This window comes from Dongia sp. (assembly GCF_041905885.1).
GTDB lineage: Bacteria > Pseudomonadota > Alphaproteobacteria > Dongiales > Dongiaceae > Dongia.
The window spans coordinates 83420-109989 of sequence record NZ_JAYRKD010000003.1 but is presented as its reverse complement, the minus strand read 5'-3'; the positions used below and the strand labels follow the sequence as shown (position 1 = coordinate 109989).

The following is a 26570-nucleotide window of genomic DNA, read 5'->3' as shown; positions in this document are numbered from 1 at the left end:
AGGGAGCGCTTCCTATGAGACTGCACAGCTTCGTGGCACTCCTGCTGGCACTGGCCGTGGCCACAACCTTGGCGGCCTGCGGCAAGAAGGGCGATCCGACCCTGCCCCAGGGCAAGAAGGACGACTACCCGCACACCTATCCGCAATCCTCCGACCCCCAGACCGGCGTCTTCAGCGGTTGAGATCCCAAAAATCAGAGAATCAATGAATCCGTTTCATCACAAGGACGGCGAGCTCTATGCCGAGGACGTTCCGCTGCGCCGGATCGCCGAGGAAGTGGGCACGCCCTGCTACGTCTATTCCTCCGCCGCGATCACCGAGCGCTATCAGCGTTACGCGAAGAGCCTCTCCGGCTTGAATGCCCGCATCTACTATTCGGTGAAGGCCAATTCCAACCAGGGCGTGATCGCGACCTTGGGGAAACTCGGCGCCGGCGCCGACGTGGTCTCCGTCGGCGAGATGTACCGTGCGCTCAAGGCCGGCATCGCCGCGCACGACATCGTCTTCGCCGGCGTCGGCAAGACCCGGGACGAGATGGTGGCGGCGCTTCAGGCCGGCATCCACCAGTTCAACGTCGAATCCCGCGGCGAATTGCTGACGCTCAACGAAACCGCGATCAGCCTGGGCAAGAAGGCGCCGACCGTCCTGCGCATCAATCCCGACGTCGACGCCAAGACCCATGCCAAGATCTCGACCGGCAAGGCGGAGAACAAATTCGGCATCGACATCGCCCATGCCGCCGAGATCTACGCCGAGGCGGCGAAGCTGCCGGGGATCGAGATCATCGGCCTGGCCTGCCATATCGGCTCGCAGCTCCTCGACATCGCGCCCTATCGCTCGGCCTTCGGCAAGCTCGCCGAGCTCACGCGCCAGCTGCGCGGCGCGGGCCTCAAGGTCAGCCGCATCGATCTCGGCGGCGGCATCGGCGTCTCCTATCGCGGCGAGCAGACAATCGCGGTCGACGACTACACCACGGCGGTCATGGAGACGGTCGGCAATCTCGGGGTCCAGCTCGAGATGGAGCCGGGGCGCAGCATCGTCGGCGATGCCGGGCTGCTGCTGGCGAAGGTGATCAACGTGAAGGCGGGGGTCAGTCGCAAATTCGTGATCGTCGATGGGGCGATGAACGACCTCATCCGCCCGGCGCTCTACGACGCCTATCACGAGATCCTGCCGGTCAGGGCGCCGGACAGAGACGCGCCGGTGGAGCGGGTCGATGTGGTCGGGCCGATCTGCGAAAGCGGCGATCTTTTCGCCGAACAGCGGCCGATGGCGCCGGTTTCCCCGGGCGACTTGGTCGCCTTCATGACCGCGGGAGCCTATGGCGCGGTCATGGCTTCTACCTACAACACCCGCCCGCTGGCCCCGGAAGTGATGGTTAAAGGCGGAGATTTCGCGGTGGTCCGGCCGCGCCTCAGTTATGACACTTTGATCGGCCAGGATGTTGTTCCGGCATGGGTTTAGGGTAAAGTCACCCCATATGAACGCGTAGGCGAACCGGGCAGGAGGATCGCCCCTTGGCTGAAGGGCAGCGGCGCTCAGTTCTCGAGCAGAATCGCAAGGCGGCCGCGGCGCCGCGCGGCGGCGATGGGTTGCCGCTGCGGATCCGCGCCTATGTCTCGGCCGCTTGGCTCTGGCTGTTCCTGGAGCGGCTGCTGCCGGCCCTGCTGCCGGCCTTCCTGGTGGCCGGCACTTGCGTTGCCCTCGCCCTGTTCGGGGTCCCGCGCCTGCTCCCGGCCTGGCCGCAGCTCATTCTCCTGATCCTCTGCGGCCTGGGGTTCCTGGCTTCGCTCTGGTACGGCTTTCGCGGCTTCCGGCTGCCGCAGGGCGGCGAAGCGGTCCGCCGGGTCGAGACCGACAGCGGCTTCACCCATCGCCCGATCACCCATCTGACCGATGCCCAGGCCTCGAACCTGATCGATGCCGATTCGATCAGCCTCTGGAAGAGCTATCGCCGCCGGCTGATCGCCTCGATCGGGGTCCCCTTCCTCGGGTTACCGCGTGGGACCGTCGCCGCCAAGGACCCCTACGGCCTGCGCGCGGTGGTGCTGCTGGCGCTGGTGATCAGCATCTTCGTCGCCGGCGACAGCTGGCAGAAGCGCCTCATTCAGGCCGTGCATCCGAACTTCTCCGCCTTCACCCAGTCCGAGACCAGCAAGGTCGAGGCTTGGCTGACGCCGCCCGAATTCACCCGGTTGGCGCCGATCAGCCTGTCCAGCGCCGTGCAGCTCGAAAGCGGCGAAGCGACACCGCTCACCGTGCCGGCGGGCAGCAAGCTGCTCGCGCAAGCCGAAGGCATCGGCGCCAAGGCGACCCTGCTCGCCAACGGCGAGAGCAAGGACTTCGAGATGCTGGACGCGATCACCCAGCGGATCGAAGGCAAGATCCAGTCCGGCGACGAGATCGCGATCGAGGCCGACGGCGACACCCTCGCCCGCTGGCCGATCAAGGTGGTGCCCGACCAGGCACCGAGCATCGCCTTCGCCACCGATCCCAGCGCCACGGATCGCGGCGTGCTCCGGCTCGACTACACCGCCAAGGATGATTACGGCATCAAGAGCGTGAAGGCCGTCGTCCAACTCGCCAAGGAAGGCACGAATAAGGAGAGCCTCGAGCTCAACCTGCCGATCCCGCAGCTCGATGCCAAGGAGCTGAAGGCCTATTCCTACCAGGACCTGACCGCGCATCCCTGGTCCGGCCTCGAGGTCGAGATCCGCCTGGTGGCGCGCGACGCCCAGGGCCAGATCGGCGCCTCGGCCCCGGTCGTCATCACCCTGCCCGAGCGCAAGTTCTATCACCCGGTCGCCCGCGCCATCATCGAACAGCGCAAGAAGCTGGCCCGCGATCCGGATTCAAAGGACGCGGTCGCCGAGGCGCTGCGCGGCTTGAACGCCCAGCCCGAGGCCTATGACGGCAATGTCGCGGTGTTCCTGTCGCTGAACCTGGCCTGGCGGCGGCTCTCCGGCGACGCGCTCTCCAAGGACGAGCTCGCCAACCTCGAGGAGCAGCTCTGGGATACCGCGCTGGCGCTGGAAGACGGCGGCGTCTCGCTGGCGATGCGCGAGCTCCGGGAGATGCAGCGCCGGCTCGAGGAGGCGCTCAACAACGGCGCCAGCCAGGAAGAGATCGAGCGCCTGATGAACCAGGTGCAGGAGGCGATGAACAAATACCTGGAGAACATGCGCCAGCAGCTCCAGGAGGCGATGAAGAACGGCATGCAGATGCAGCGCCTCTCGCCCAACGGCCTGAAGCTCTCGCAGCAGGACCTGAACAAGATGCTGAACGACGCGCGCCGCATGGCCCAGAGCGGCTCGCGCGAATCCGCCAAGCAGATGCTCGATCGCCTCCAACAAATGCTGGAGAACCTGCAGGCCGGCATCCCGATGCCGATGGACCAGCAGGGCAGCCAGGCCCAGAAGATGATGAACGACCTGATGCGCATGCAGCAGCAGCAGGACAAGCTGCTGCAGGACAGCTTCCGCATGCAGCGCGGCCAGCAGCAGGGCGAAGGTCAGCAGATGAACGGCCAGCCCCAGGCCGGCGAGCAGGAAGGCCTGCGCCAGGACTTCGGCAAGCTGATGCGCGACTTCGGCAACATGATGGGCGACATGCCGCAATCAATGGGCCAGGCCGAGCAGTCGATGCGCCGCGCGGTCGATGCCTTGAAGAAAGGCGACTTCGAGGGCGCCGGCGAAGCGCAGAACCAGGCCTTGAGCCAGATGCAGCAGTCGATGCAGCAGATGCAGCAGCAGATGCAGGCCGGCATGAACCGCGGCCCGGGCCAGCGCGACCCGATGGACCCGTTCGGCCGCACCACGCCCAAGGAGGATTCCGCCGGCGGCAACTCGGTCAACACCACCGGCGTCAAGGTCCCCGACCAGTCGGAGATGGAACGCGCCCGCCAAATCTTCGAAGAGCTGCGCCTGCGCCGCAACGACCCGCAACGCCCCCGCGACGAGCGCGACTATTTGGACCGGCTGCTGAAGCAGTTCTAGGTTTTTGCGCTGGCTCTTAGTGATGCGCACAAAGAAAAACGCCGCGGACTGATCCAGTCCGCGGCGTCTTTGTGTCTAGGATCGACCTTTCAGTGCACTTTGCCGCGACGCGCAGCGAGCGCTTCTTCCACCGCCGCGCAGATTTCCTTCAGCGAGAACGGCTTCGAGATGACGCGCTCGACCGGGCCGGCGGCGGTCTGGGCGCGCTGGCCTTCGCTGGCGAAGCCGGTCATCATCAGGACCGGCATCGCCGGGTCCTGCTTGGTGGCCTGGGCGGCCAGGGCGACGCCGTCGAGACCCGGCATCACGATATCGGTCAGCATGAGATCGAAGCGGCGCTCCGACAAAGCGGCGAGCGCCGCGCTGCCATCCGGCACCGAGGTCACGCTGTGGCCGTAGTAAGCCAGGGCCCGCGACACGAAATCGCGCACCGCCTGATCATCCTCGGCCACCAGGATAGAAGCCATCACGGACCGTCCACCGGTCAGGGTCTGACCACCACCGAATTTCATCACTGTGTCTTCACTCTCGTTGTCATTCCCGGGCATCGCCGCCTTCACTCCGAGTCGTTAAGGTAAACAAAGCCGTAACCACTTGAATTTGGCTTCGTTTGGCGCGACTCGCGTCGACTCCGATACACCCCGGAAGAGTAGTCTTCAGCCGTTAAAATTTGGTGAGCGCGACCGTAAACGCGCACAACCTCGTGTGGTTCCACGCTGAAGGTAATTGAAGCCTGCGTTCGCTTTGCGGGCCGCTCTACTTGGCGGCGTTCAGGCGACCAAATGTCACGCTGAAGCCTTTCATGCCCTTGGGCGGGTTCTCGAAAGGCATGCGAAAGGTAATCGTCTCACCCGGTGCGATGTCGGATTCCTGTGTGCGAAACATGAAGGCGGTGCCGAGCGGCGCGCCTTGCGCGTCCTGGGCCGTGAGCATGAGCGGCGGGACCTTGAGCGGATAGTCCGAGGGATTGAAGACGTCGCCACGCACCGAGAGGAATCCCGAGCGCTGCTCGGACTTCAGGTTGCCGATCTGCAGCACCCGCGCCGCATCGCTTTCGCCGGCGCCGAACAGGTCGAAGACCGACTGCGCGGCCGGGAACATGCGCGCGATCGGCGCCTGGTAGATATAGGCCGCGACCCCAAGGCCGCAGAGGATGCCGAGCAGCAGGATCCAGGGCCAGATCCCGACCTTGCGCTTGGGCTGCGCCGGCTTGAGCTTGGGCGGGACCACCACGGCCGCGGCCGACTTCTGCTGCTGCTCGCGTCCGCTCAAGAGGGCGGCGAGGCCGGGGGCCATCCCCGGCGGCGGCTCCTCGGCCGGCGCTTCCAGCTCAACCGGCGGCAGGGGCTCGATCGGCGCCGGTGCTTCCTGGCGCCAGCGATGCCCGCACTTCGCGCAGCGCACGTTGCGCCCGTTCGGTCCCAGCAGCGAGGCATCCAACGAGAAGCGGGTCGCGCAGGCGGGACAACTGACGATCACGACTCGACTCGCATGATTTTACGATGACAGGCCGTTATAGGACCTCGATCTGGCTCCTGCAAGGCAAGGACCGCCCTTAAAGCCGTCTGACTCGGCGCTCCGGTAGGCAAGACTGGACGAGCCGAAACGGCCTGTGTCATTTTGCCGGGGCACCTTAGGGTGGCTTCGTTTTCCACAGCCCCGCACGGGACGGACGACCGTGATTCTGTTCGATGGGGTCGCGGTGCAATACAGCGCCGGCCCGCCGATTCTACGCGACGTGACCTTCACGCTGGCGCCCGGCTCCTTCCACTTCCTGGTGGGTCGCAGCGGCGCGGGCAAGTCCTCCATGCTGAAGGTGATGTATCTGGGGCTGCGGCCGACCCGCGGCACGGTCAGCCTGTTCGGCCGCGACGTGGCGTCTCTCAACCGCGCCGAGATGCCGGCCTTGCGCCGGCGGATCGGCGTCGTGTTCCAGGACTTCCGGCTGATCGAGCATCTCTCCACCTTCGACAACGTGGCGCTGCCGTTGCGCATCGCCGGCGTGCGCGAGGCCGAGATCAAGAAGCATGTGACCGAACTCCTCTCCTGGGTCGGCCTCAAGGATCATCTCGAGGCTCTGCCCGCGACGCTCTCGGGCGGCCAGCAGCAGCGGGTCTCGATCGCGCGCGCGGTGATCGCGCGCCCCAGCCTGCTGCTCGCCGACGAGCCCACAGGCAACGTCGATGATGTGATCGGCCTCAGGCTCATGTATCTGTTCGAGGAATTGAACCGCCTCGGCACGACGGTCGTGATCGCCACCCATAACGATACCCTGGTCAGCCGCTTCAGCCACCGCCAGCTCCGGATCGAGGAGGGCTCGATCCGCGTCTTCGATCCACGGCCCATGACCGCCTTCCCGTCCGCGGGATCCGCCGCGGCCATTCCCGGCGCCGCGGCGAAGAGCCCGGCGCAACGTCCGGGTGCCGCCTGATGTTCGGCCGCAGCGACCTGCCGCTCAACCGTGACGCCTCGGCGCGCTTCCTGCCCTGGATCATCGGCTTCATGACCTATCTCTGCGTGATCGCGGTCGCGGCGGCGCTGACGGTCGACCGCGTCGCCGAACGCTGGCGCCAGGGTCTGGCCGGGAATCTCACCGTCGAGCTCCCCTTCCCGGCCGAGCTCGAGACCGAGAAACGCGCCGAGCAGCTCGACCAGGCCATGGAGCTGGTGACCGGCACGCCCGGCGTCACCGGCGCCACGGTGCTGGAGGACAGCCAGATCGCCGCGCTGCTCGAGCCCTGGCTCGGCCCCGACGCCGGCCAGCTCGACGTGCCCTTGCCGACGATGATCGCGGTGACCCGGCGCACCGATGCCACCATCGACCTCGCCGCCTTGCGCGAGCAGCTGCAGCAGATCGTGCCGGCGGCGCAGGTCGACGACCACGGTGACTGGGTCGCCGACGCGCTCGGTTTCCTGCGCTCGCTGCAGGCCCTGGCGGCGGCATTGAGCGCGCTCGCCCTCGCCGCCGCGGCGCTGACCGTGATCTTCGTGACCCGCACCGGTCTTGCGACCCATCGCGGCGTGATCGAGGTGGTGCATTTGATCGGCGCGCCCGACCAGTACATCGCGCGCCAGTTCCAGGCCCAGGCGCTGAAGCTCGGGATCCTCGGCGGCATCGTCGGCTTGGGCTTTGGCGCCGCGACCCTGCTCGGCATCGGCCGCGTGGTCGCCTACAGCCTCGATGCGGCCAACCCGGGCCTGAGCTTCGATTTCCGACTGCTGCCCTGGCAATGGGTCGTGCTCGGCGCATTGCCCGTCGTGGTGGCGCTGCTCGCCATGTTCACCGCGCGCCGCACCGTGATGCGGTCGCTGGCGAGAATGCCCTAAGCCATGGCGATGGCCCGCAGTTCCTCCCGCATCAATTTCCGCGACGCGCCCAACCAGCGCCGCCGCGGCTGGGGGTCGCGCCTCCTGCATCTGCTGCTGGGGGTGCTAACGCTCTGGCTGATCGGCCTGCTGGCCTTCATCGCGGTCATTCCGGGCCAGGCCTCGAAGATCGACGGCGAGAGCAAGACCGATGCGATCATCGTGCTGACCGGTGGTGGCGACCGGCTGGCCGAAGGCTTCCGCCTCATCGACCGCGGCCTCTCCAAGCGTCTGCTGATCTCCGGCGTCGCTCCCGGTGTTGCGCTGCCGCAGCTGATCGACCGGCTGGGCGACCAGCGGGATACGGTGCCGAGCGCCGAGGAGCTCGCCTGCTGCGTGACCCTCGGCTACGAGGCCGGCAACACGGTCGGCAACGCCGATGAGAGCGCCGAATGGCTGCGCAGCAACGGCGCCAAGTCGGTGCGCCTGGTGACCGCGAACTATCACATGCTCCGGAGCCTGCTCGAGTTCCGGCGCAAGGTGCCGGATATCGCCGTGGTGCCGAACCCGGTCTTCCCCTCGGAGGTGCGCGACCCGCACTGGTTCGTGAAGCCGCGCACCCTGCTGCTGCTGATCAACGAGTATCACAAATACCTGGTCGCCCTGGGCCGCTCCCTGCCGGAGATGGTGCAACGCGGGACTTCGGGATGGTCGCTCGCATGGCCCGGCAAGGGATGAACGACGCCGCCCCGGCCGGCGCGGGCCTGGTCCTGCGCTCCATCCTGTTCAACCTGCTCTACGGGCTCTGGAGCGCGGCGATGCATGTCGTCTGCCTGCCGCTGCTCTTCGCCTCACGCCGCGCGGTGCAGGCGGCGGGCGGGATCTGGATCGACGGCACGCTCTGGCTGCTGAAGCACGTCGTCGGCATCGACCACCGCGTCATCGGCGCGGAGCACCTGCCCCAGGCCGCGGCGATCTACGCTTCGAAGCACCAGTCGGCCTGGGAGACCCTGTTCCTCTCCCGTTACCTCGGCTTCCCGGCCTTCGTTCTGAAGAAGGAACTGCTCTCGATCCCGCTGTTCGGCTGGTTTATGAAGAAGTCCGGGATGATCGCGGTCGACCGCAAGGCCGGGGCCAGCGCGCTCCGCAGCATGGCCCGCCAGGCGACCGAGACCCTGGAAGGGGGTCGCTCGATCCTGATTTTCCCGGAAGGCACTCGGGTTGCCCCCGGTCAGTCCAAGCCCTACCAGCCCGGCGTCGCCGCGCTTTACACCCAGCAGAAGGTGCCGGTGGTGCCGGTCGCCCTGAACTCCGGCCTCTTCTGGGGCCGCCGCGCCTTCGTCAAACGTCCCGGCACGATCGTGGTCCAGATCCTGCCGCCGATCCCGCCCGGGCTTGACCGCAAGCTGTTCATGAAGGAGCTCGAGAACCGGATCGAGCCTGCCGTCACGGCCCTCCTGCAGGGCGACCGGCGATAGCCTCGGGACAACTCCGCCCACAGCCTGTGGACAGCAGTTGCTTTCATCAAAAGATAGCTTAGATTCAAAAGGCTATGCCGCTGAACTCTGTGGATGGTTCGCTATTATCCCCTTGAAACAAGTACGCTGACGCCCTATATCCCCTAGCATCTGCTAAGGGGTTGATCCGATGAAATATACCTTCAAAGAGTTCCAGGCCGAGTACCCGGACGACGGCGCTTGCCTGGATCGGATCTTCACCATCCAGTTCGGATCACATGAGATAATCTGCCCAACCTGCGGAGTTCATGGGAAATTTAACCGGATTGCCAAGCGCCGCGCCTATGCCTGCTCGCACTGTGGACATCATGTGTATCCTTGCGTCGGAACCATCTTCGAAAAGAGCCGGACCCCGTTAACGAACTGGTTCTTTGCCATGTACTTGATGACCAGCACGCGGCATGGCGTGGCGGCCAAGGAGCTGGAGCGTCAGATCGGCTGCACCTACAAGACGGCTTGGCGGATGGCGCACGAGCTGCGGAAGCTGATGGCCGCAGCCAGCGATCAGACCCTTCTCTCAGGCCACATCGAAGTGGACGAAACCTACGTTGGCGGAAAGCAGACCCAGGACGACCGCCGCATCGAGGGCAGCAATAAGACAATCGTGTTCGGCATGTACGAGCGGGACCGGGACATCATGCGCACCGGCACCGTCTACAGTGCCTCACAGGCCGATCTTGTGCCGATCATCCAGAACCATGTGAAGGTTGGCAGCACGATCAGCAGCGACGAGAACCAAGCCTACGCGAAGCTAGACACGTCCTATCGGCATGAGACCGTGACGCACTCCGCTGGCGAGTACGCGCGCGGCAAGCATCACGTCAACAATCTGGAGAGCCATTGGGGCCAGTTGAAGCGGTCGATCCGTGGGACCCATATCCACGTCTCCAGTCAGCACCTTTGGAAGTATGCCGCCGAGTTTGCCTATCGCTGGAACATGCGCAAGTCGCACGAAGCGATGTTTAACCGTCTGATCGCTTCGTTTTCGCTGCCGCGCCCAGCAGATTATTGAAGGCCTCTCGGTGTGCAGGGTTTGAGTCAGAGGGCTGTTCGGCGGCTGATTCTGCGACAGGTGACATATCGGGGCCGTGTTCGCGAGCGATCTCCGCGAGCCGCTTCTTTCTCCGCTCCTGAAACTTCGGCATCTCAAGCATCTCCCTTATCGCCCAAGCGGGGATAACCATAGTCATCCCGCTCATGCCCTTGATGTACCTAGCATCATCTGACGCGCTTACCACCTCGGGGAGGGGATTGCCTCCGGACTTGATTTCCCATTGCTCTGGAAACTGGCCCCAATGGATGCCCAGTAGGGCTATAAAGTTTATGTTCGACGTGCGGGCGAGGTACGGCGGGCGCATATCGTGGTCAAGCGTTCGATAAACATATACTGGAGAGCCGGAGTACCCCGTACGAGAGTGCATATCTAGAATGAAGCTGCCTAGGTCGCTCGCTCCGGTGACCTGTCTAATGGGCTGCGGCATCGTGCTGATGTTGCCAAATCGAACCGCCGGAACATTCGCGGTTGCTCCGTCATGATCTACAAATCTGCCAATCATAAACACGTCTTCGCCAGCCTTCATAAATCTGGCGCGAACTTCTTCCTCGGTCAGAAGCATGTCCAAGCGTACTACGGTAAATTCGTGAATGCCGCTCAATGAAACTTCAGCAACTGCGATGTCGTGCCACTGAGGGCGGAACTCCCATTCAGCGCAATCCAAGGGCAAAACATCTATGCCACCACCGTGCTTGTTAACTCGTATGACCGGGAATCCATCGCGCACCGCGACGTGCCAATTTGTGACGGCATAGATGAAATACTGAGGGGCGGGAGAAGCTAATCCGGTCGGATAACCGACGAAGAATCCGGTGCCGCCAAACGGCCTTCCGGCCAGCGCCGAAGCCTCATCCTCGTAAAGGTAAAAAACCGACTCCGCGAGACCGCTAGGAAGCTGTGGCATGCCAGCCGGAACCCACCTTGTGTACGGAGAACCCGCAAGGGAGTAAGCCTGGACGGCAACCTTCTCAAAGTCAAAATCCCACTTATTTATGGCTGTGATTTGTTCCACTTTTTCCATCCCGATTACTTGCTCTGATGGGATAGGCTCGGGATGGTTTAGCGCGGAACAGCGGGAACAGTTTGAGAACTTTAGCCTTAGCGTTGAGGCCGGCTCTGCGCTAAAATCCGCCCCCTTTTGAACACCGGAACTCGAGCATCCCATGCCGCAAGTGGCCGCCATCTCCCAGCAGATCTGGGACATGAAATACCGCCTGAAAGGGCCCGACGGCGCCCCGGTCGATAAGACGATCGAGGACACCTGGCGGCGCGTGGCGGAAGCGCTGGCGGAGGCCGAGCCGGAGTCGCGGCGCGCTGAGCTGGCCGACCGTTTCACCGCCGCGATGGCGGATTTCAAATTCCTCCCCGCCGGCCGGATCATCGCCGGCGCCGGGGCGAAGCGCAGCGTCACCCTGTTCAACTGCTTCGTCATGGGCACGGTCCCGGACGACATGAGCGGGATCTTCGAGCACCTGCGCGAGGCCGCCCTCACCATGCAGCAGGGCGGCGGCATCGGTTACGACTTCTCCACCCTCCGGCCCAAGGGCGCGCCGGTGAAAGGCGTCGGCGCGGATGCTTCCGGCCCGCTCTCCTTCATGGACGTCTGGGACGCGATGTGCCGGACCATCATGTCGGCCGGCCACCGGCGCGGCGCCATGATGGCGACGCTCCGCTGCGACCATCCGGACATCGAGGCCTTCATCGAGGCCAAGCACCAGCCCGGCCGCCTCAGGATGTTCAATCTCTCGGTCCTCGCGACCGACGACTTTATGCAGGCGATCAAGGAAGACCGCCCCTGGGAGCTGAAGTTCAAGGGCGTCACCTACAAGGTGGTCCAGGCCCGCGATCTCTGGGACAAGATCATGCGCTCGACCTACGCCTCGGCCGAGCCCGGCGTGATCTTCATCGACCGCATCAACAAGCGGAACAACCTCTATTACTGCGAATCCATCCAGGCCACGAACCCCTGCGGCGAACAACCCCTCCCCCCCTACGGCGCCTGCCTGCTCGGCTCGGTCAATCTGGCCGCCCTGGTGGCGCGGCCGTTCGAGGATGATGCCGAAGTCGACCTCGCCGCGCTGGACGAGCTGGTGCGCACCGCGATCCGCATGCTGGACGATGCGATCGATGTCTCCAACTTCCCGCTGGAGCAGCAGCTGGCCGAGGCCAAGGCGAAGCGACGCATCGGCCTCGGCGTCACCGGCCTCGCCGATGCGCTGATCATGTGCAACGCGCGCTATGGCAGCAAGGCGGCGGTGCAGTTGACCGGCCAATGGATGAAGGCGATCGAGCGCGCGGCCTATCTCGCTTCCACTGAGCTCGCCGCCGAGAAGGGCCCCTTCCCGCTCTTCGACCGGGAGAAGTTCCTGGCCGGCGAGAACGTGCTGGGCCTGGACGAGGATGTGCGCGCGGAGATCGCCCGGCACGGCATGCGCAACGGCTTGCTGACCTCGATCGCGCCCACCGGCACGATCTCGATCTTTGCCGACAACGTCTCCTCCGGCCTGGAGCCGGTGTTCAGCTTCTCCTACACGCGCAACATCCTGCTGCCCGACGGCACGCGCCAGGCCGAGGAGGTCAGCGACCATGCCTATCGCCTGTTCCGACGCCTGAAGGGCGAGACCACGCCGCTCCCCGAAGCCTTCGTCGATGCGCAATCGCTCACCCCCGCCGATCATGTGATCATGCAGGCAGCGGTGCAGAAGTTCGTCGACAGCGCCATCTCCAAGACCATCAACGTCCCGGTCGAGCTGCCGTTCGAGGATTTCAAGGACATCTACACGCTCGCCTACGAGAGCGGCTGCAAGGGCTGCACCACCTACCGCCCGAACGAGATCACCGGCGCGGTGCTGGAGACCAAGCCGAAGACCGAGCTTGTTCCCGCACAGGCCGAGCTGCCACTCCCCAAACGCGTCGAGCACAAGCCCGAGGACGTGTTCGAGGCGGGCGGCGTGGTCTACATGACCCAGCCGCTCGACCGGCCGGAAGCCTTGCCGGGCAGCACTTACAAGATCCGCTGGCCGGAAAGCGAGCACGCGATCTATGTGACCATCAACGACATCATCCAGGACGGTCGCCGTCGGCCCTTCGAGGTCTTCATCAACTCGAAGAACATGGATCATTTCGCCTGGACCGTCGGTCTCACGCGCATGATCAGCGCCGTGTTCCGCCGCGGCGGCGACGTCTCCTTCGTCGCCGAGGAATTAAAGGCCGTGTTCGACCCGCGCGGCGGATCGTGGATGGAAGGCCGCTACGTACCGTCCTTGCTGGCCGCGATCGGCAACGTGATCGAGCGCCACATGATCAACATCGGCTTCCTGCCGGATCCGGCGAAAGACCGCGCCGAGCTTGATCGCATGGTGGCACGCAAGGTCGCCAACCTGGCCGACGGCCAGGGCAACGGCGATGCCGGCGGCCGGAAGCTGCCGCACTGCCCGAAATGCGGCTCACCCTCGCTGATCCGCCAGGAAGGCTGCGATCTCTGCACCAGCTGCGGCTTCTCGAAGTGCGGGTAATGGGGACTGTCGAATGTTTGGATCGGCTCGGAGAAAGGCGACTAAGGCGGCGACTGAGGCGGTTCGACCTCTGATTAAACTCCTTGAGATAACCGACGGACTGCCCGCCGGATTCTGGGAAGATCCATACGTCCTTGGTTACATAAACGGCTGCATTGGCCTCTTTGCCAAGCTGGTCACCAGAGGCGCGGTCAAGGGCGCTGATATGGGCTACGTTATGATGGATGTGCTCTCTGACGTTTCGGGCAGAAACGGCCAGGAGATTGTTCGCAATGTGATCCGCCTTCAGCAGAGCAAAGATGCGGAATACATGCGAGGTATCGCTAACGCTGACAAATGTATCAGCGTTACCTATGGTCTAACTGATTACGATCAAGATCCAGACGTAGTTGAAGCACGTCGGCGCGCCCCCGTTATTCGTAAAGAGCTTTCCTCTATCACTGGGGAATCGTCAGAGAATGCAAACGCTGGAGCGGCGCTTCAGGAGATGCTGTTTTACGATGTAGTGCGCGCTCGTTTCGGACTCCAAGAATAACCACTAGACCCAGAAATCCTTCACCGCCGAATAATTGAAGTGTAATCCATCTTGGTATATACTATGGGTATATATCGGGAGAATGTCGACTATGGCTAAGGACAGCACGGCTAAACTCTTCACCAACGGTCGCAGCCAAGCGGTGCGCCTGCCGAAAGAGTTTCGCTTTTCGGGTGATCGGGTCCGAATCAAGCGGCACGGCAATGGCGTTCTGCTCGAGCCGTTGGTCACCAACACGGCCGAGTGGTTTGCAAGATTGGATAGCTTTGCGGACGAACCTTTCATGCCGGAAGGGCGGAACCAGCCGAAGATGCCTAAGCGGAAGATCTTCTGACGGCGATGCCGTTTCTCCTCGACACCAACGCCTGCATTGACTTGATCAACGGCAGAAACCATGTCGTTCGTGATCATCTCGATGGGGAGCTGGCAGCGGGCCACGCGATCCATGTTTCGTCGATCGCGGCGTTTGAACTTTGGTATGGCGTCGGGAAGAGCACCCATCGCGAACGCAATTCTGAACGGCTGCGGGCATTTTTCAAAGGTCCACTCACGGTCTTGGATTTCGACAGCGAAGACGCTGAAACCGCCGGCCTCATCCGCGCTGCCCTGGAATCAAAGGGCCGTCCGATCGGACCGTTTGATCTCCTGATTGCCGCCCAGGCGCTGCGCCGGCAGGCAACGCTCGTGACGGCAAATCACGCAGAGTTTTCTCGCATAAAGGAACTCGACTGGGTTGATTGGACGAAGGCGCGGCGGTAGCCGTCGCTACTCGATCCCGAGATCCTTCACCGCCTCGCCGAAGAAGGCCTGGGGCAGAGAGGGCGTGATGTGCATCTTCGCCTCCTTCCTCGCCACGCAAGTCCGCGTGCGGTCGAAGATCGCGGCCCAGGTCCCGGCATCCTCCAGCGCCTCCAGCAGGCATTCGTCGAAATAGGTGAAGAGATAGTCGGAGGAACAGCCGAATGAGGTGCGGTCGTGCCGGGCCGCGGTCAGGATGATGCGGTTCTCACGCTGCATCTGCGGCGACAGGAAGGTGCCGGTATGGCAGCCGGAGAGGATCGCGACGGTCGGCCGGTCGCCGCAATGGCGGGTCAGGATTCCGGCCAGGCGTTCGGGCCGGAGATAGGCGTATTCCTCCTCGTCCGCCTTCATCACCAGCCCATACTCGTTGCCGTGCGAAGTGACGAAGACCAGGCAGCCTTCGCCGGGCTTCATGTCCACCTGGTTGAGCAGCACGTCGATCCGATAGGCGGTGGCGAGGCCGCGCCAGTCGGCGACTTTCTTCTGGTCCGAGGTGAGCACCGTGGTGTCGGCGCCGCTCCGCTTCAGCCGGGTCGCAAGGGTCACCGCCGCGCGGTCGAAGTTGCCGATCGAGGCATCGCCCGCGGCCAGGATGGCGTGATAGCGCACCGTCCGCAGCGGTGCGGCTTGCGAAGCCCAGGTCAGTCCATCGAGATAGCCGTGGCGGTCGGCGACAGCGCCGGCGAGGAATGCCAACAATCCGACGACGAGTGCGACGGAGGTGATCCTTCTCATTCCCGCACTGTCGCAGAGGACGATTGCGAGTTCAACCGCGACAGGTTTCCAGGATCAGCCCGCGCAACCAGCGATGGCCGGGATCCGCCTCCATCCGCGGGTGCCACATCTGTGAAATGGTGATCGGCGTGGTCTCCACGGGGAGAGCAAAGGCGCGGAGATCGTCGCGGAACTCGGCGACCGCCTTGAGATAGGTTTCCGGCACCACCGAGAGCAGGTCCGAGCGGCAGACGATGGCGAGCGCGGCCGGGAAGCTCTGCACCACCGCCGCGACGCGCCGCGTGACACCCTGCGCCGCCAGTGCCGCATCGACCGGGCCGTCGCGATGGCCGCGCCGCGAGCTCACCACATGGCCGCAATCGGCGAAGCGCGCCGCGGTGATCTTGCCCGCGAGCAGGGGATGGCCCTTCCGCGCGACGCCGACGAAGCGGTCGCGGAACAGCGCCTGCACCCGCACCTCCGGTCCGGCCTCGTGGCCCATGACGCCGATGTCGAGGTCGATCACCCCTTCGCGCAACGGTGTCACGCTCTTGTCGGGCTTTGGCGTGAAGTTGAGGCGCACCCCGGGCGCGGCCGCCGCGGCCGCGGCGACCAGCCGCGCGCCGAAAGTCTCGGCGAAGCTCTCATTGGCCCGCAGGGTGAAGATGCGATCCAGCCCTTTGGGATCGAAGGCGGCGCCGTCCGGCTGCAGCACCGACCGCACCGCCTGGGCGAGCGTGCCGACCTCGCGGCGCATCGCCTCGGCGCGCGGCGTCGGGACCATGTCGCGGCCGGCCCGCACCAGGATCGGGTCGCCGGTTGCCGCCCGCAGCCGCGCCAGGGTCCGGCTCATCGCGGATTCGCTCAGGCCCAGCCGCCGCGCGGCGCCGGCCACCGAACCCTCCGCCAGCAAGGCTTCCAGGGCGGTCAGGAGGTTGAAATCGATTTCGGTCATGCCCGACGGTAACATGCGTCCGGCGCCGGGTGCCATGGGGGATACCTGGCGTCCCATGCAGGGATGAACTGCAGCCTGCGCGCCTTCCGGACCTGCCGGCGCTGGCTATTTTGCCAGGGAGAACAACGAAAGACGCCACCATGTCCCCCTCCGCCGACCAAGCCACCCTGCCCCGCATCCCCGCCGCTCAAGCCCCCGCCTCGCCCGCAGCCGAGGCCGATGGCCTGCCGACCCCGCGCCGCTATTGGGCGATGGTGGCGGTGCTGACCGCCTTCGTGCTGGTGGTGCTCGACATCGCCATCGCCAACCTGGCGCTGCCCACCATCGCCGAGACGCTCGGCATCGCGCCCAGCGCCTCGGTCTGGGTGGTGACCAGCTACCAGGCGGCGATCGTCATGTTCCTGCTGCCGGCCGGTGCCGCGGGCGAGAGCTTCGGCTATCGCCGCGTCTTTGTCGCCGGCGTCGCCCTCTTCGCCGCCGCCTCGGCCTTGTGCGCGCTGGCGCCTTCGCTCGCCTGGCTGGTCGCCGCCCGCTTCCTGCAGGGCGTCGGCAGCGCCGGCGTGATGGCGATCGGCGTCGCCTTGCTGCGCTTCATCTATCCGAAGCAGTTGCTGGGGGCGGCGATCGGCTGGAACGCGCTGACCATCGCCTTGACCGCCGCGGCCGGTCCTTCGATCGGCGCCGCCATCCTGGCGGTCGCAAGCTGGCAGTGGCTCTTCGCCATCAATATCCCGTTGGGCGCGGTGATCCTGCTGGCCGCCGGCGCGCTGCCTTCGACGTCGGGCTCGGGTCGGCGCGTCGACCGCATCAGCATCGCGCTGAATGCCATCGTGTTCGGCGCACTGATCCTCGGCATCGACCAGGTCGTGGCCGACATCGGGCGCGGCATCGCGCTGCTGGCGGTGGCCGCGATCGGCGCCGTCGTCCTGATCCGCCGCGAGCTGCCCCGCGCCCATCCGATGATCCCCTTCGACCTGCTGCGCGTGTCGTCGTTCCGGATCTCGGTCCTGGCCTCGGTCTGCTGCTTCACCGGGCAGATGGCGAGCCTGGTCGCCCTGCCCTTCTACCTGCAGCATGAATTGGGGCAGAGCGCGGTCATGGCGGGCCTGTACCTCACGCCCTGGCCGCTGACCGTCGCGATCGCCGGGCCGCTCTCGGGGCGGCTCTCCGATCGCTTCTCGACCGGTGCGCTCTGTGCCTTCGGCGGCACTTGCCTCGCCGCCGGCCTGGTGCTGACCGCATTCTGGCCGCTGGGTGACAGCCTGCTGCCGCTGATCCCCTTCATGATGCTGGGCGGTCTCGGCTTCGGTTTCTTCCAGACGCCGAACAACCGCAACATGCTGCTCTCGGCGCCGAAGGAACGCAGCGGTGCCGCCGGCGGCATGCAGGGCATGGCGCGCTTGAGCGGCCAGACCGCCGGCGGCGTGCTGATGCTGGTGCTGTTCAGCCTGCTGCCGATCGCGGACGCGCCGCGCATCGGCCTCGCGCTGGCAGCTGCGTTTGCGCTGGCCGGCGGCCTCATCAGCATCCTGCGCGCCGGCCGCTGACAGCGCAGCGCGCCGGGGAACTTCGCTTCCGTTGCCGCTTTGACATCAGGAGCGAAACGGCAGCAGGAGCGCCTCATGGCCCGCGGCAGCAAGGCGAAATACACGAATAAGCAGAAGCGCAAGGCCGAGCATATCGAGGAGGGCTACGAGAAACGCGGCAAGAGTCACAAGGAAGCCGAGCGGCGGGCCTGGGCCACCGTCAACGCGATGGATGGGGGCGGCAAGAAGGAAGGCGGCTCGGGCCGCGGGAAGAAGACCAACAAGAAGCCGGCCAAGAAGGGCGGCAAGCGCGGCGGCAAGGCCTCGGCCGCGCGCCCCAAGGCGGCCCGCAAGGCTTCGGCCAAGAAGGCCGCCAAGACCCGCAAGAAGCGCGGGCACTGAACCGGCGGGATCAGGCGCCGAGCACCGCCGCCATGCGCTGCAACGCCGGCTCCATCAACGCGTCCGGCACCGCGGCGTAACCGAGCAGCAGGCCGGATTGGCGTCGGCCGCCCGAGTAGTAGCTGCTCAAAGCGGGCGCGACGATGCCCGCCGCGTTGAGGCGCAGCGAGAGTTCCGTGTCCGGAATCCGCGCCAGCGCACGCAAGGGTCGCGCCACCAGATGCAAGCCGGCGGGATCAGCGGCGAGTTCCAGCTTCCCGGCAAGATGGCGCTCGGCCAGCGCCAGCAGCCGCGCCTGGCGTTCCGCATAGCGCTTGCGCTGGCGCCGCACATGAGCGGCGAGATGGCCTTCGGCGAAGAAGGCGGCCAGGGCCGGCTGCGGCGTCATCGGCGGCGTCTCGTCGATCGCCGCGCGAGCCTGGCGGAAGGCATCCACCAAAGCCGGCGGCGCCACCAGATAGGCGATCCGCAGCGACGGGAACAGCACCTTGGAAAGCGAGCCCACATAGATGACCCGGCCTTCGCTGTCGAGGCTCTGCAGGGTCGCCAGCGGCCGGCCTTCGTAGCGGAACTCGCTGTCGTAGTCGTCCTCCAGGATCCAGGCCTGGGCCTCGCGCGCCCAGGCCAGCAACTGCAAGCGGCGCTGCAGGCTGAGCACCACGCCGAGCGGATATTGATGCGACGGCGCCACGCAGGCGAGCCGGGCCTTCGGCGCCTTGGCGATGCCGCGCTCCACCATGATGCCGTCGTCGTCGACCGGCACGTCGGCGATCTTGACCGCCGCCGCGGCGATCGCCGCGCGCACGCCGGCATGGCAGGGATTCTCCATCCAGACCGCGTCGCCGGGATCGAGCAGCAGCCGGCACGTGAGATCGACCGCCTGGCGGATGCCGGAGAGGATCAGCACATGCTCGGCTTCGCAGCGCACGCCGCGCGCCTGCCGCAGATAATCGGCCACCGCCTTGCGCAAGTCCGGATGGCCGGCGGGATCGCCGCCTTGCACCAGGTCGCTCGCCGGATGCCGCCAGCTCCGCGCCAGCAGCCGCGCCCAGAGCGTGAAGGGGAAATCGCTGTTGTCCGGCACGCCCGGCGCGAAACAGGGATACCAGCGGCCGCGCACCGCCGAGGCCGAGCGCGGCGTCGCAGCCAGACCGCGCCCGCGCCGCGACAGCCGGAGGCCGGCGCCGGCCGCCGGCGCATGGCGGGTCGGCACCGGCGTCGGCCGTGCATCGGGCAGGTCGCGCGCGACATAGCTGCCGGAGCCGCGCCGGGTCTCGAGATAGCCTTCGCTCACCAGCTGGTCGACAGCGGCCAGCGCGGTGTTGCGCGAGACGCCGAGATCGGCGGCCAGCACCCGGCTCGCCGGCAGGCGGTCGCCGGCGCCGAGCCGCCCTTCGAGGATCGCCGCGCGCATCGCCAGGTAGAGCTGGCGCGAGAGCGAGCCTTCGCCGGCGCCTAAGCGGATCGCCAGGCTGACCAGGCTTCCCTTGCCGCGGCGGCGCGCCATGGTCTCTCCCAAGTGGTTCCATGATAGTGTCCATAGTGGCGCTTTCCATGGAACCACTCAAGGGCGATACTGGCCGCCGGAATCAAGGAGCCTGCCAACATGGATACCGGCGTCAACGCCTACAGCCCGACCGCGCGTTCGAAAGTGAAGCGCCTGCACGAGCGCGGCCATTACGACCGCGACACCGTGCATGCGATCCTCGACGCCGCGATGATGGCCCACATCGCCTATGTCATAGACGGCCAGCCCTATGTGACGCCGACCGCCTTCTGGCGCGACGGCGACGTGCTCTACTGGCACGGCTCCTCGGCCAGCCGCATGCTGAGGACGCAGTCGGCCGGCATTCCGGTCTGCGTCACCGTTACCCACTTGGACGGCCTGGTGCTGGCGCGCTCCGGCTTCCACCATTCGATCAACTACCGCTCGGTCATGGCCTTCGGCAAGGCGCGCAAGGTCGAGGACCTGGTCGAGAAGGAGCGCGAGCTCAACCGCTTCGTGGACCGCATCTATCCCGGCCGCAACGCCACCATGCGCGGCATCGAGGCGCAGGAGCTGAAAGCCACCACGCTCCTCGCCATGGAGATCGAGGAAGCCTCGGCCAAGATCCGCACCGGCCCGCCGAAGGACGACGAGCCGGACTATGCGCTCGATGTCTGGGCCGGGGTGATCCCGATCGCCCAGGTGATCGGCGAAGCGGTGCCGGACCCGCTGCTGAAGGCCGGCGTCCAATGGCCGGAGCATCTCAAGGTCTTCAGCGACGGCCGCCGCTTCGACGCGGTGATGACCGAGCACGCGGAGCGGTATTGATCCACCCTTCCACGGCCGACCGCTTGATTTTGCTCAAGATTGCCGATCACAGCGGCGTGATCGAGCGGTCGCCCCGATTGTGCGAATAATTCGCATTTGCTATCTCTGAGGGACTGACCCTCGGGAGCCTTTGCGTTGTTCTTCGCCGACCATCTCGGCCGTTTCGGCGATGCGCCGGCCTTGCTGTCCGACGCCGACGGCATGGTCACCTATGGCGAGCTCGCCGCGCGGGTGGATCGCGCGGCACACCAGATCGGCGGCCGGCAGCTCATCCTCGCCAGCGCGCGTCTCGACATTCCCTATATCGTCGCCTATCTCGCTGCGCTGAAGGCGCGCTGCCCGATCATCGCCGCCGGCCCCACCCCTTCCGACATCGAGGCGATCTTCCGCCCGAGCCTGCGCCTCACCGACCAGGGCTTCGCGGCGACCGAAGCGGTCGCACCCGATCTCCATCCCGACCTCGCGCTGCTGCTCTCGACCTCGGGCAGCATGGGCAGCCCGAAGCTGGTGCGCCTGAGCCGCGCCAACCTGCAGGCCAACGCGGAATCGATCGCGCAATTCCTGGAGTTTCGCGCCGATGACCGTGGCCTGCTCTCGCTGCCGCTGCATTACTCTTATGGTCTCTCGGTGCTGCATTCCCATCTCGCGGTCGGCGCCAGCCTCTACGTGGCCGCACAGCCGATCGTCGCACCCGGCTTCCTCGACGCCGTGGCCGAGGCCGGCTGCACCAACATCGCCGGCGTGCCGCATTCCTTCGCGCTGTTCGAGGAGATCGGCCTGCGTCGCCACGCCCTGCCGGCGCTGCGCTTCATGACGGTCGCGGGCGGCGCGCTGGCACCCGATCTGGTCCGCGACTATGCCCGCTTCATGCAGCGGCGCGGCGGCCGCTTCTTCGTCATGTACGGCCAGACCGAGGCGACGGCCCGCATGGCCTATCTGCCGCCGGACGCCGCCCTCACCCATCCCGACCATATCGGCATCGCCATCCCGGGTGGCCGGTTCGAGCTGGTCGACGAATCCGGCGCCGCGATCGACCGGCCCGGCGAGACCGGCGAGCTGGTCTATGCCGGCCCCAACGTGATGATGGGCTATGCGGAGACGCGGGCCGCCCTCGCCCTGGGCTCCACGCTCGACCGGCTGGAGACCGGCGATCTCGCCACCCGCAGCCCCGAGGGCTATTTCCGCATTGCCGGACGCAGCGCGCGTTTCTCCAAGATCGCCGGGTTGCGCATCAGCCACGACGAGCTCGAACGCCGGTTGCGCCGGCACGGCCACAGCACCGCGGTGACCGGCGACGACGCCCGGATCCTGGTGGCGCTCGAAGGCCGCGCCGCGCTCGCCGATCTCCGCGATGCGATCGCGCGCGAGGCCGCAATCCCCGCCGACCGCATCCGCATCGCGGCTTGCGACGCCCTGCCCCGCACCGCGACGGCCAAGATCGACTATCCGGCGGTCGCGCGGCTGGTGACCGAAGCCGCGGCCGTCCTGCCCATGGCGGCCAAGCCGATCCAGGAAGCCTATGCCGCGACCTTCTTCCCGCGCCGCGTCCGGCGCGAGGACAGTTTCAATTCACTGGGCGGTGATTCGCTCGCCCATGTGCAGATCGCCCTGGCGCTCGAGCAGAAGCTCGGCCGCCTGCCCGAGGATTGGGAGAGCACCAGCATCGCCGATCTCGCCGCCAAGCCCGCACCGAAGCCCGGCGCCTGGCGGCATCTCGACGCCGCGCATCTCCTGCGCGCCGGGGCCGTGCTGCTGGTGGCCCTGCACCACGCGACGCTCTGGCCGATCCCGGGTGGCGCCGCGACCCTGTTGGTCCTGGTCGGCTGGAGCCTCGCGCGATTCCAGGCGCCGCGGCTCTTCGCCGGCAAGCTCGGGCCGATGCTGCGCGCCATGGCCGCCAATCTCCTGCTCTATCTGCCGATCGTCGTCGTCTATTGCATCGCCACCGACCGCTTCCTCTGGCCTTCGCTGCTCCTGATCGGCAATACCGGCATCGCCGCTTACCAGATCGTCGGCGACTTCCTCTGGACCTACTGGTTCGTCGAGGCCTATGCGCAGACCCTGCTGCTCACCGCCGGCCTGTTCCTGATCGCGCCGCTCCGGCGCTGGATCGCCGCGCATCCGCTCGCCGCCGGTCTCATTGCGACCGCGCTCGCCCTGCCGCTTCGCCATTTCAGCCCGGCGGTCTGGGATGCGGGCGCGATGAAGAACCTGATGACGACCATGGTCCTCTACATGCCGGCGCTCGGCTGGGCGATCTGCTTCGCCGAGACTCGCCGTGCCAAGGCCGCGCTCAGCCTGGTGGCCGTCGCCGTCGCGGCTTTCATACTGTTCACCGGCGCCTGGCAGGCTCTGGCGCTCTGGATCCGCGCCGGCGTGCTGGCCGGCGCCTGCCTGCTGCTGATCTGGCGCGTGCGGCTGTTGCTGCCGGGCCTGCTGGCCGGCATGCTGCGTCGGGTCTCGGCGGCGAGCTATCACATCTACCTCGTCCACACGATCCCGATGGTCCTGCTGTTCGACGGCGGCGAACTCGACCCGACCACCCAGGCCTTGCGCTTCTCTTTTGGCGTCGCCGCTGGATTGCTTTTCTATCATCTCGACCGCGCGCTGCGACGGCAGATCCCGCGCAGCCTTCAAGCCTTCGCGACCACGCGCCGCCGGCGTCCGCAGGCAGCCGAATAGCCCTCAGGCGTTAGGGTTGAACGGTTCGTTGAGCGGCACCGGCGCCGGGGTGGCGAGCTGGCGGTCGATCTCGAAACCCTGCAGCAAGCCGAACTTCAGGTCGCGCCCGGTGGCGAGGCCTTCCGGGTCATCGACCCGGGCCAGGGCCAGCACGATGCCGTGGCTCCGCAAGCGCTCCAGGTGCCCCTGGCGCTTCACCAGCTCGGGCGCCAGGCCCGCCTGCCAGAACACCTTGGCCATATTGGCGCCGAGTTGGGTCAGGTCCAGGATCGCGATCATCTGCGGCGAAAGCCCGTCGATCGCGATGGTGCCGCCGCGGCTCTGGATGAGATCGCGGGCCGCGCTGAACTCGGTGAAATTCGCCATCACGTCGCTGGCGCGGAACTCGAAATTGAACGGCCGCAGCGAATTGAGCGAGCGCTTCTCGAAGCCCTCGAACTCGTTCGAGAACACGCTCTCGATGTTGATGTTCAAGGAGCAGCGCTGGTCCGGCCGCCGCACCCGGTCGATGCATTTCAGCAGGATGCGGTCGAGCGTCACCGTCAGCTGGTTGAAGACGTTCTTGTTATGCCGCATGTCGACGCCGACCAGCAGGTGCTGGCGGATCGCCGACATGCTGATGAAGAACTCGGTCATCACCGCCGAGAGGCCGCGGTTGGGATCGTTGATCGCGATCTGCTGGCTGCGCACGAACAGGTCGGCGAAACGCGCATCGCCCAGCTGGCGGTGGCTGGTCTCGACCTTGGTGATGTGCTCCATCATCAACAGGTCCATCATGCTGGACAAGTTGTTGACGTCGGCCGCGGTCTGCTCCATGCGCTCGACCACCTGGATCGCACGCTCTCTATCTCGACGCAGATCGTAGAGCTGGGCCAGCCGGTTGATGTCGATCGCACCGAAATAGTCCGGCAGCATGCGGCCGATCATCCGGAGCAGGATCAGCTTGATCTCGGAAACCACGCCCGCGACGATCATCTCCTGGTCGCTGACCGTCAGCACGCTGTTGCTGATCGAGATGCGGATGAAGTCGCAGCCGCGGCCCTTGGCGAACTGCTCGGTGCGATCGGCGAAAGCCTTCAGGAAGTCGAGCCCCTCGCGGTTGCGCGAGAATTCTTCCAGCGCGAAGGTGAGCACGAAGGGTGCGGCCCCCCGGCTGATCGGCGGATTGTTGATCCAATCCTTGAGATCGTTGATTTCATCCATCCGGCGCTCCCCCTGCCCTTGATGGGCAGTATGGGCTACCCCGGAACAGCGTCAAGCGAGGCCCTCCCCGGCCTCCGGCAATGCGTTCTTCACCGCCGCCACCACCGTGCCGATCGTGTAGGGCTTCTGCACCCAGCCGAGCGGCGCGGCCGCGGCGGCGCGCTGGCGATAGGGCGGCTCGACATGGGCGCTGGCGAAGATGCAGCGGATTCCGAGCTCGCGGTAGAGATCGAGCGCGGCGTCGATGCCGTCCTTCTCACCCGCCAGCCGGATATCCATCACCGCGAGGACCGGCCGTTCCGATCTGGCGAGGGCCAGCGCCTCTTCCGCGGTCGGCACCGGGCCGACCACGTCGAGCCCGGCATGCCGCAACCCATCCTCGAGATCGGCCGCGACGAAATAATCATCCTCGACGACGAGGATGCGCGGCGCGGGATGGTCTGTGGTTGGCATGCGAATCTCCCCGATTCGCCAACCCTAGGCCCGAAAAATGGTTCCGGAAATCGCAAAAGTCAGAGCAAAGAGCCTTGATCCGGCTTGGTTTTGCTTGGGGCAGACCCGCGTTTGGGAGCAGATACCGGCGTTCCGGCCGCGGTCGCGCCGACTTCGCCGTCGTGGAATTGCAGCCGCAACCGCTCCCCGGCCGGGACGCCGGCCGCCGCCAGCACCGGCTCGCCCGCCGCGTTCCGGACCAAAGCGAAGCCGCGTTTCAGCACCTGGTCATAGGAATAGGATTCCAGCAGCCGCCCCAGCGATTCCAGCGCCTGGGCCTGGCGTTCGATCAGGCCCTTCACCAGGCGCGGCGTGAATCCGGCAGCGACGCGCTCCAGCGCCCGGTCCTGCCGCTCGACCGCATGGCGGATCGCGGTCTTCAAATGCACCGCCTCGAGATTGAGCGCGGCACCGGCCGCGGCGATCTGCTCGGCCGGCGTCTTCAGCCGCGCGCCGAGATTGGCGATGAGGTCGCGGCGTCGGGCGAACAGGGTCTGCGGCAGGTGCAGCCAGCGCTCGGCGCATTGGTCGAGCTGCTGCGTGCGTTCCTGCAGCAGGCGCACCGGGTCCGGCAGGCCGCGGCCGAGACCCTCGACGGTCAGCCGCCATTCGTTCATCGAACGCGTGAGCGCCGCAAACAGCCGTTGTGCGCAATGTCCGGTTTCGTTCAGCAGATCGCCGCGCACCGGCACCGCCATCTCCGCGGCAGCGGTCGGCGTCGGTGCGCGGCGATCGGACGCGAAGTCGATCAGGGTGGTGTCGGTCTCGTGGCCGACCGCGGAGATCAGCGGGATGCCGCTCTCGGCCGCGGCGCGGACCACGATCTCCTCGTTGAACGGCATCAGGTCCTCGATGCTGCCGCCGCCGCGCGCGACGATCAGCAGGTCGGGCCGCGGCACCGCGCCGCCCGGCTCCAGCGCATTGAAGCCGCGGATGGCGGCGGCGACCTGGCGCGCCGCATCCTCTCCTTGCACCAGGACCGGCCAGACCAGCACCCGCCGCGGGAAGCGGTCGGCGATCCGGTGCAGGATGTCGCGGATGACCGCCCCGGTCGGCGAGGTCACGACGCCGATCACCGCCGGGAGAACAGGAAGCTTGCGCTTGCGGCTGGGCTCGAACAGGCCTTCGGCGGCGAGCTTCTTGCGCCGCTCCTCGATCATCTTCAAGAGCGCGCCGACACCGGCCAATTCGATCCGCTCGATCACCAGCTGGTATTCCGAGCGCTCGGCATAGGAGGTGATGCGGCCGGTGACGATGACCTCCATCCCGTCCTCGGGGGACATGCCGAGCCGGCCGGCGGTCATGCGCCAGCAGACCGCTTTGATTCCGGCGTTCTCGTCCTTCAGCATCATGTAGAGATGGCCGGAGGCCGCGCGCTTGAAGCCGGAAATCTCACCCCGGACGCGCACCCGGTCGAAGCTGCCCTCCAGGGTCCGCTTGATCGCCCCGGCCAGCTCGCTGACGGTGATTTCGCCGAGATTGTGCCCCGGCTGCTGCCGGGCCGAAGAATCGATGTCGCTCATCGGCTTATTTTGTCACTTCCGGCGGACATATGGTAT

The 26570-nt window shown here is 66.2% G+C and carries 25 protein-coding genes; 16 read left to right on the top strand and 9 right to left on the bottom strand.

Annotated features, from left to right (window positions below):
• Positions 1-14 precede the first annotated feature (14 nt).
• Genes ACH2CY_RS03820 through ACH2CY_RS03810 form a run of 3 tightly spaced genes read left to right on the top strand, consistent with a single transcriptional unit; the run spans position 15 to position 3995 of the window.
• Positions 15-182 carry a lipoprotein gene (locus ACH2CY_RS03820; RefSeq protein WP_395016107.1) on the top strand — a complete coding sequence of 56 codons (168 nt, stop codon included), beginning with the start codon at positions 15-17 and terminating at the stop codon, positions 180-182.
• Positions 183-204: 22 nt separating this feature from the next.
• Positions 205-1464: a diaminopimelate decarboxylase gene (gene lysA, locus ACH2CY_RS03815; RefSeq protein WP_395016104.1), complete on the top strand. Its 1260-nt coding sequence runs from the start codon at positions 205-207 to the stop codon at positions 1462-1464.
• A gap of 53 nt (positions 1465-1517) precedes the next feature.
• On the top strand, positions 1518-3995 hold the full coding sequence (locus ACH2CY_RS03810) for a TIGR02302 family protein (protein ID WP_395016101.1): 2478 nt from the start codon (positions 1518-1520) through the stop codon (positions 3993-3995).
• Positions 3996-4084: 89 nt separating this feature from the next.
• Here ACH2CY_RS03810 and ACH2CY_RS03805 read toward each other — a convergent pair whose 3' ends face one another.
• Both ACH2CY_RS03805 and ACH2CY_RS03800 read right to left on the bottom strand, forming a co-directional pair.
• The gene (locus ACH2CY_RS03805; RefSeq protein ID WP_395016100.1) at positions 4085-4462 is read right to left on the bottom strand and encodes a response regulator; all 378 of its coding nucleotides are present in this window, start codon (positions 4460-4462) and stop codon (positions 4085-4087) included.
• Between the two features lie 289 nt (positions 4463-4751).
• Positions 4752-5474, bottom strand: coding sequence for a DUF3426 domain-containing protein (locus ACH2CY_RS03800; protein WP_395016098.1), 723 nt, complete (start codon positions 5472-5474; stop codon positions 4752-4754).
• A gap of 199 nt (positions 5475-5673) precedes the next feature.
• On the opposite strand from ACH2CY_RS03800, the gene ftsE reads away from it, so the two are divergent.
• The 5 genes from ftsE to ACH2CY_RS03775 all read left to right on the top strand — a co-directional run bounded on the left by ftsE (position 5674) and on the right by ACH2CY_RS03775 (position 9830).
• Positions 5674-6426, top strand: coding sequence for a cell division ATP-binding protein FtsE (ftsE, locus tag ACH2CY_RS03795; RefSeq protein WP_395016095.1), 753 nt, complete (start codon positions 5674-5676; stop codon positions 6424-6426).
• Positions 6426-7322 (top strand): cell division protein FtsX, encoded by an 897-nt coding sequence (locus ACH2CY_RS03790; protein ID WP_395016093.1) that lies wholly within the window; start codon positions 6426-6428, stop codon positions 7320-7322. Before ftsE ends, ACH2CY_RS03790 begins: the two co-directional genes overlap by 1 nt.
• A gap of 3 nt (positions 7323-7325) precedes the next feature.
• Positions 7326-8039, top strand: coding sequence for a YdcF family protein (locus ACH2CY_RS03785; protein WP_395016091.1), 714 nt, complete (start codon positions 7326-7328; stop codon positions 8037-8039).
• On the top strand, positions 8021-8779 hold the full coding sequence (locus ACH2CY_RS03780) for a lysophospholipid acyltransferase family protein (RefSeq protein WP_395016089.1): 759 nt from the start codon (positions 8021-8023) through the stop codon (positions 8777-8779). Before ACH2CY_RS03785 ends, ACH2CY_RS03780 begins: the two co-directional genes overlap by 19 nt.
• A gap of 169 nt (positions 8780-8948) precedes the next feature.
• A complete protein-coding gene (locus tag ACH2CY_RS03775; protein ID WP_395016088.1) occupies positions 8949-9830 on the top strand; it encodes an IS1595 family transposase in 882 nt (293 codons plus the stop codon).
• On the opposite strand, the gene ACH2CY_RS03770 is transcribed toward ACH2CY_RS03775, so the two are convergent.
• Positions 9781-10893, bottom strand: coding sequence for a serine protease (locus tag ACH2CY_RS03770; RefSeq protein ID WP_395016086.1), 1113 nt, complete (start codon positions 10891-10893; stop codon positions 9781-9783). The two genes, ACH2CY_RS03775 and ACH2CY_RS03770, sit on opposite strands and share 50 nt — an antisense overlap.
• A 142-nt stretch (positions 10894-11035) precedes the next feature.
• Here ACH2CY_RS03770 and ACH2CY_RS03765 point away from each other — a divergent pair, with 142 nt between their 5' ends.
• From ACH2CY_RS03765 to ACH2CY_RS03750, 4 genes are all read left to right on the top strand, one after another.
• A complete protein-coding gene (locus ACH2CY_RS03765) occupies positions 11036-13387 on the top strand; it encodes an adenosylcobalamin-dependent ribonucleoside-diphosphate reductase (protein WP_395016083.1) in 2352 nt (783 codons plus the stop codon).
• 13 nt (positions 13388-13400) lie between these two features.
• Positions 13401-13922 carry a hypothetical protein gene (locus tag ACH2CY_RS03760; RefSeq protein WP_395016082.1) on the top strand — a complete coding sequence of 174 codons (522 nt, stop codon included), beginning with the start codon at positions 13401-13403 and terminating at the stop codon, positions 13920-13922.
• A 91-nt stretch (positions 13923-14013) separates the two neighbouring features.
• A complete protein-coding gene (locus ACH2CY_RS03755; protein WP_395016079.1) occupies positions 14014-14256 on the top strand; it encodes an antitoxin in 243 nt (80 codons plus the stop codon).
• Positions 14257-14261: 5 nt separating this feature from the next.
• Positions 14262-14681, top strand: a complete 420-nt coding sequence (locus ACH2CY_RS03750; protein ID WP_395016077.1) for a type II toxin-antitoxin system VapC family toxin — start codon at positions 14262-14264, stop codon at positions 14679-14681.
• A gap of 6 nt (positions 14682-14687) precedes the next feature.
• Here ACH2CY_RS03750 and ACH2CY_RS03745 read toward each other — a convergent pair whose 3' ends face one another.
• Together ACH2CY_RS03745 and ACH2CY_RS03740 are read right to left on the bottom strand one after the other, a co-directional pair.
• Positions 14688-15458, bottom strand: a complete 771-nt coding sequence (locus ACH2CY_RS03745; RefSeq protein WP_395016076.1) for a C13 family peptidase — start codon at positions 15456-15458, stop codon at positions 14688-14690.
• A 31-nt stretch (positions 15459-15489) separates the two neighbouring features.
• Positions 15490-16392 (bottom strand): LysR family transcriptional regulator, encoded by a 903-nt coding sequence (locus ACH2CY_RS03740; RefSeq protein ID WP_395016074.1) that lies wholly within the window; start codon positions 16390-16392, stop codon positions 15490-15492.
• A gap of 140 nt (positions 16393-16532) precedes the next feature.
• On the opposite strand from ACH2CY_RS03740, the gene ACH2CY_RS03735 reads away from it, so the two are divergent.
• A complete protein-coding gene (locus tag ACH2CY_RS03735; RefSeq protein ID WP_395016073.1) occupies positions 16533-17939 on the top strand; it encodes an MFS transporter in 1407 nt (468 codons plus the stop codon).
• A gap of 75 nt (positions 17940-18014) precedes the next feature.
• A complete protein-coding gene (locus ACH2CY_RS03730) occupies positions 18015-18320 on the top strand; it encodes a plasmid stabilization protein (RefSeq protein ID WP_395016071.1) in 306 nt (101 codons plus the stop codon).
• 10 nt (positions 18321-18330) lie between these two features.
• Here the strand turns inward: ACH2CY_RS03730 and ACH2CY_RS03725 are convergent, their stop codons facing one another.
• Positions 18331-19827 (bottom strand): PLP-dependent aminotransferase family protein, encoded by a 1497-nt coding sequence (locus tag ACH2CY_RS03725; RefSeq protein WP_395016070.1) that lies wholly within the window; start codon positions 19825-19827, stop codon positions 18331-18333.
• A 99-nt stretch (positions 19828-19926) separates the two neighbouring features.
• On the opposite strand from ACH2CY_RS03725, the gene ACH2CY_RS03720 reads away from it, so the two are divergent.
• Complete coding sequence (locus tag ACH2CY_RS03720; protein ID WP_395016068.1) at positions 19927-20634, top strand: pyridoxamine 5'-phosphate oxidase family protein; 708 nt, start codon at positions 19927-19929, stop codon at positions 20632-20634.
• A 135-nt stretch (positions 20635-20769) separates the two neighbouring features.
• The gene (locus ACH2CY_RS03715) at positions 20770-23316 is read left to right on the top strand and encodes an AMP-binding protein (protein ID WP_395016066.1); all 2547 of its coding nucleotides are present in this window, start codon (positions 20770-20772) and stop codon (positions 23314-23316) included.
• Between the two features lie 3 nt (positions 23317-23319).
• Here the strand turns inward: ACH2CY_RS03715 and ACH2CY_RS03710 are convergent, their stop codons facing one another.
• Genes ACH2CY_RS03710 through xseA form a run of 3 tightly spaced genes read right to left on the bottom strand, consistent with a single transcriptional unit; the run spans position 23320 to position 26534 of the window.
• Positions 23320-24519 (bottom strand): hypothetical protein, encoded by a 1200-nt coding sequence (locus tag ACH2CY_RS03710; protein ID WP_395016065.1) that lies wholly within the window; start codon positions 24517-24519, stop codon positions 23320-23322.
• Between the two features lie 51 nt (positions 24520-24570).
• On the bottom strand, positions 24571-24972 hold the full coding sequence (locus tag ACH2CY_RS03705) for a response regulator (protein ID WP_395016063.1): 402 nt from the start codon (positions 24970-24972) through the stop codon (positions 24571-24573).
• 59 nt (positions 24973-25031) lie between these two features.
• Positions 25032-26534, bottom strand: coding sequence for an exodeoxyribonuclease VII large subunit (gene xseA / locus ACH2CY_RS03700; RefSeq protein ID WP_395016061.1), 1503 nt, complete (start codon positions 26532-26534; stop codon positions 25032-25034).
• Positions 26535-26570 lie beyond the last annotated feature (36 nt).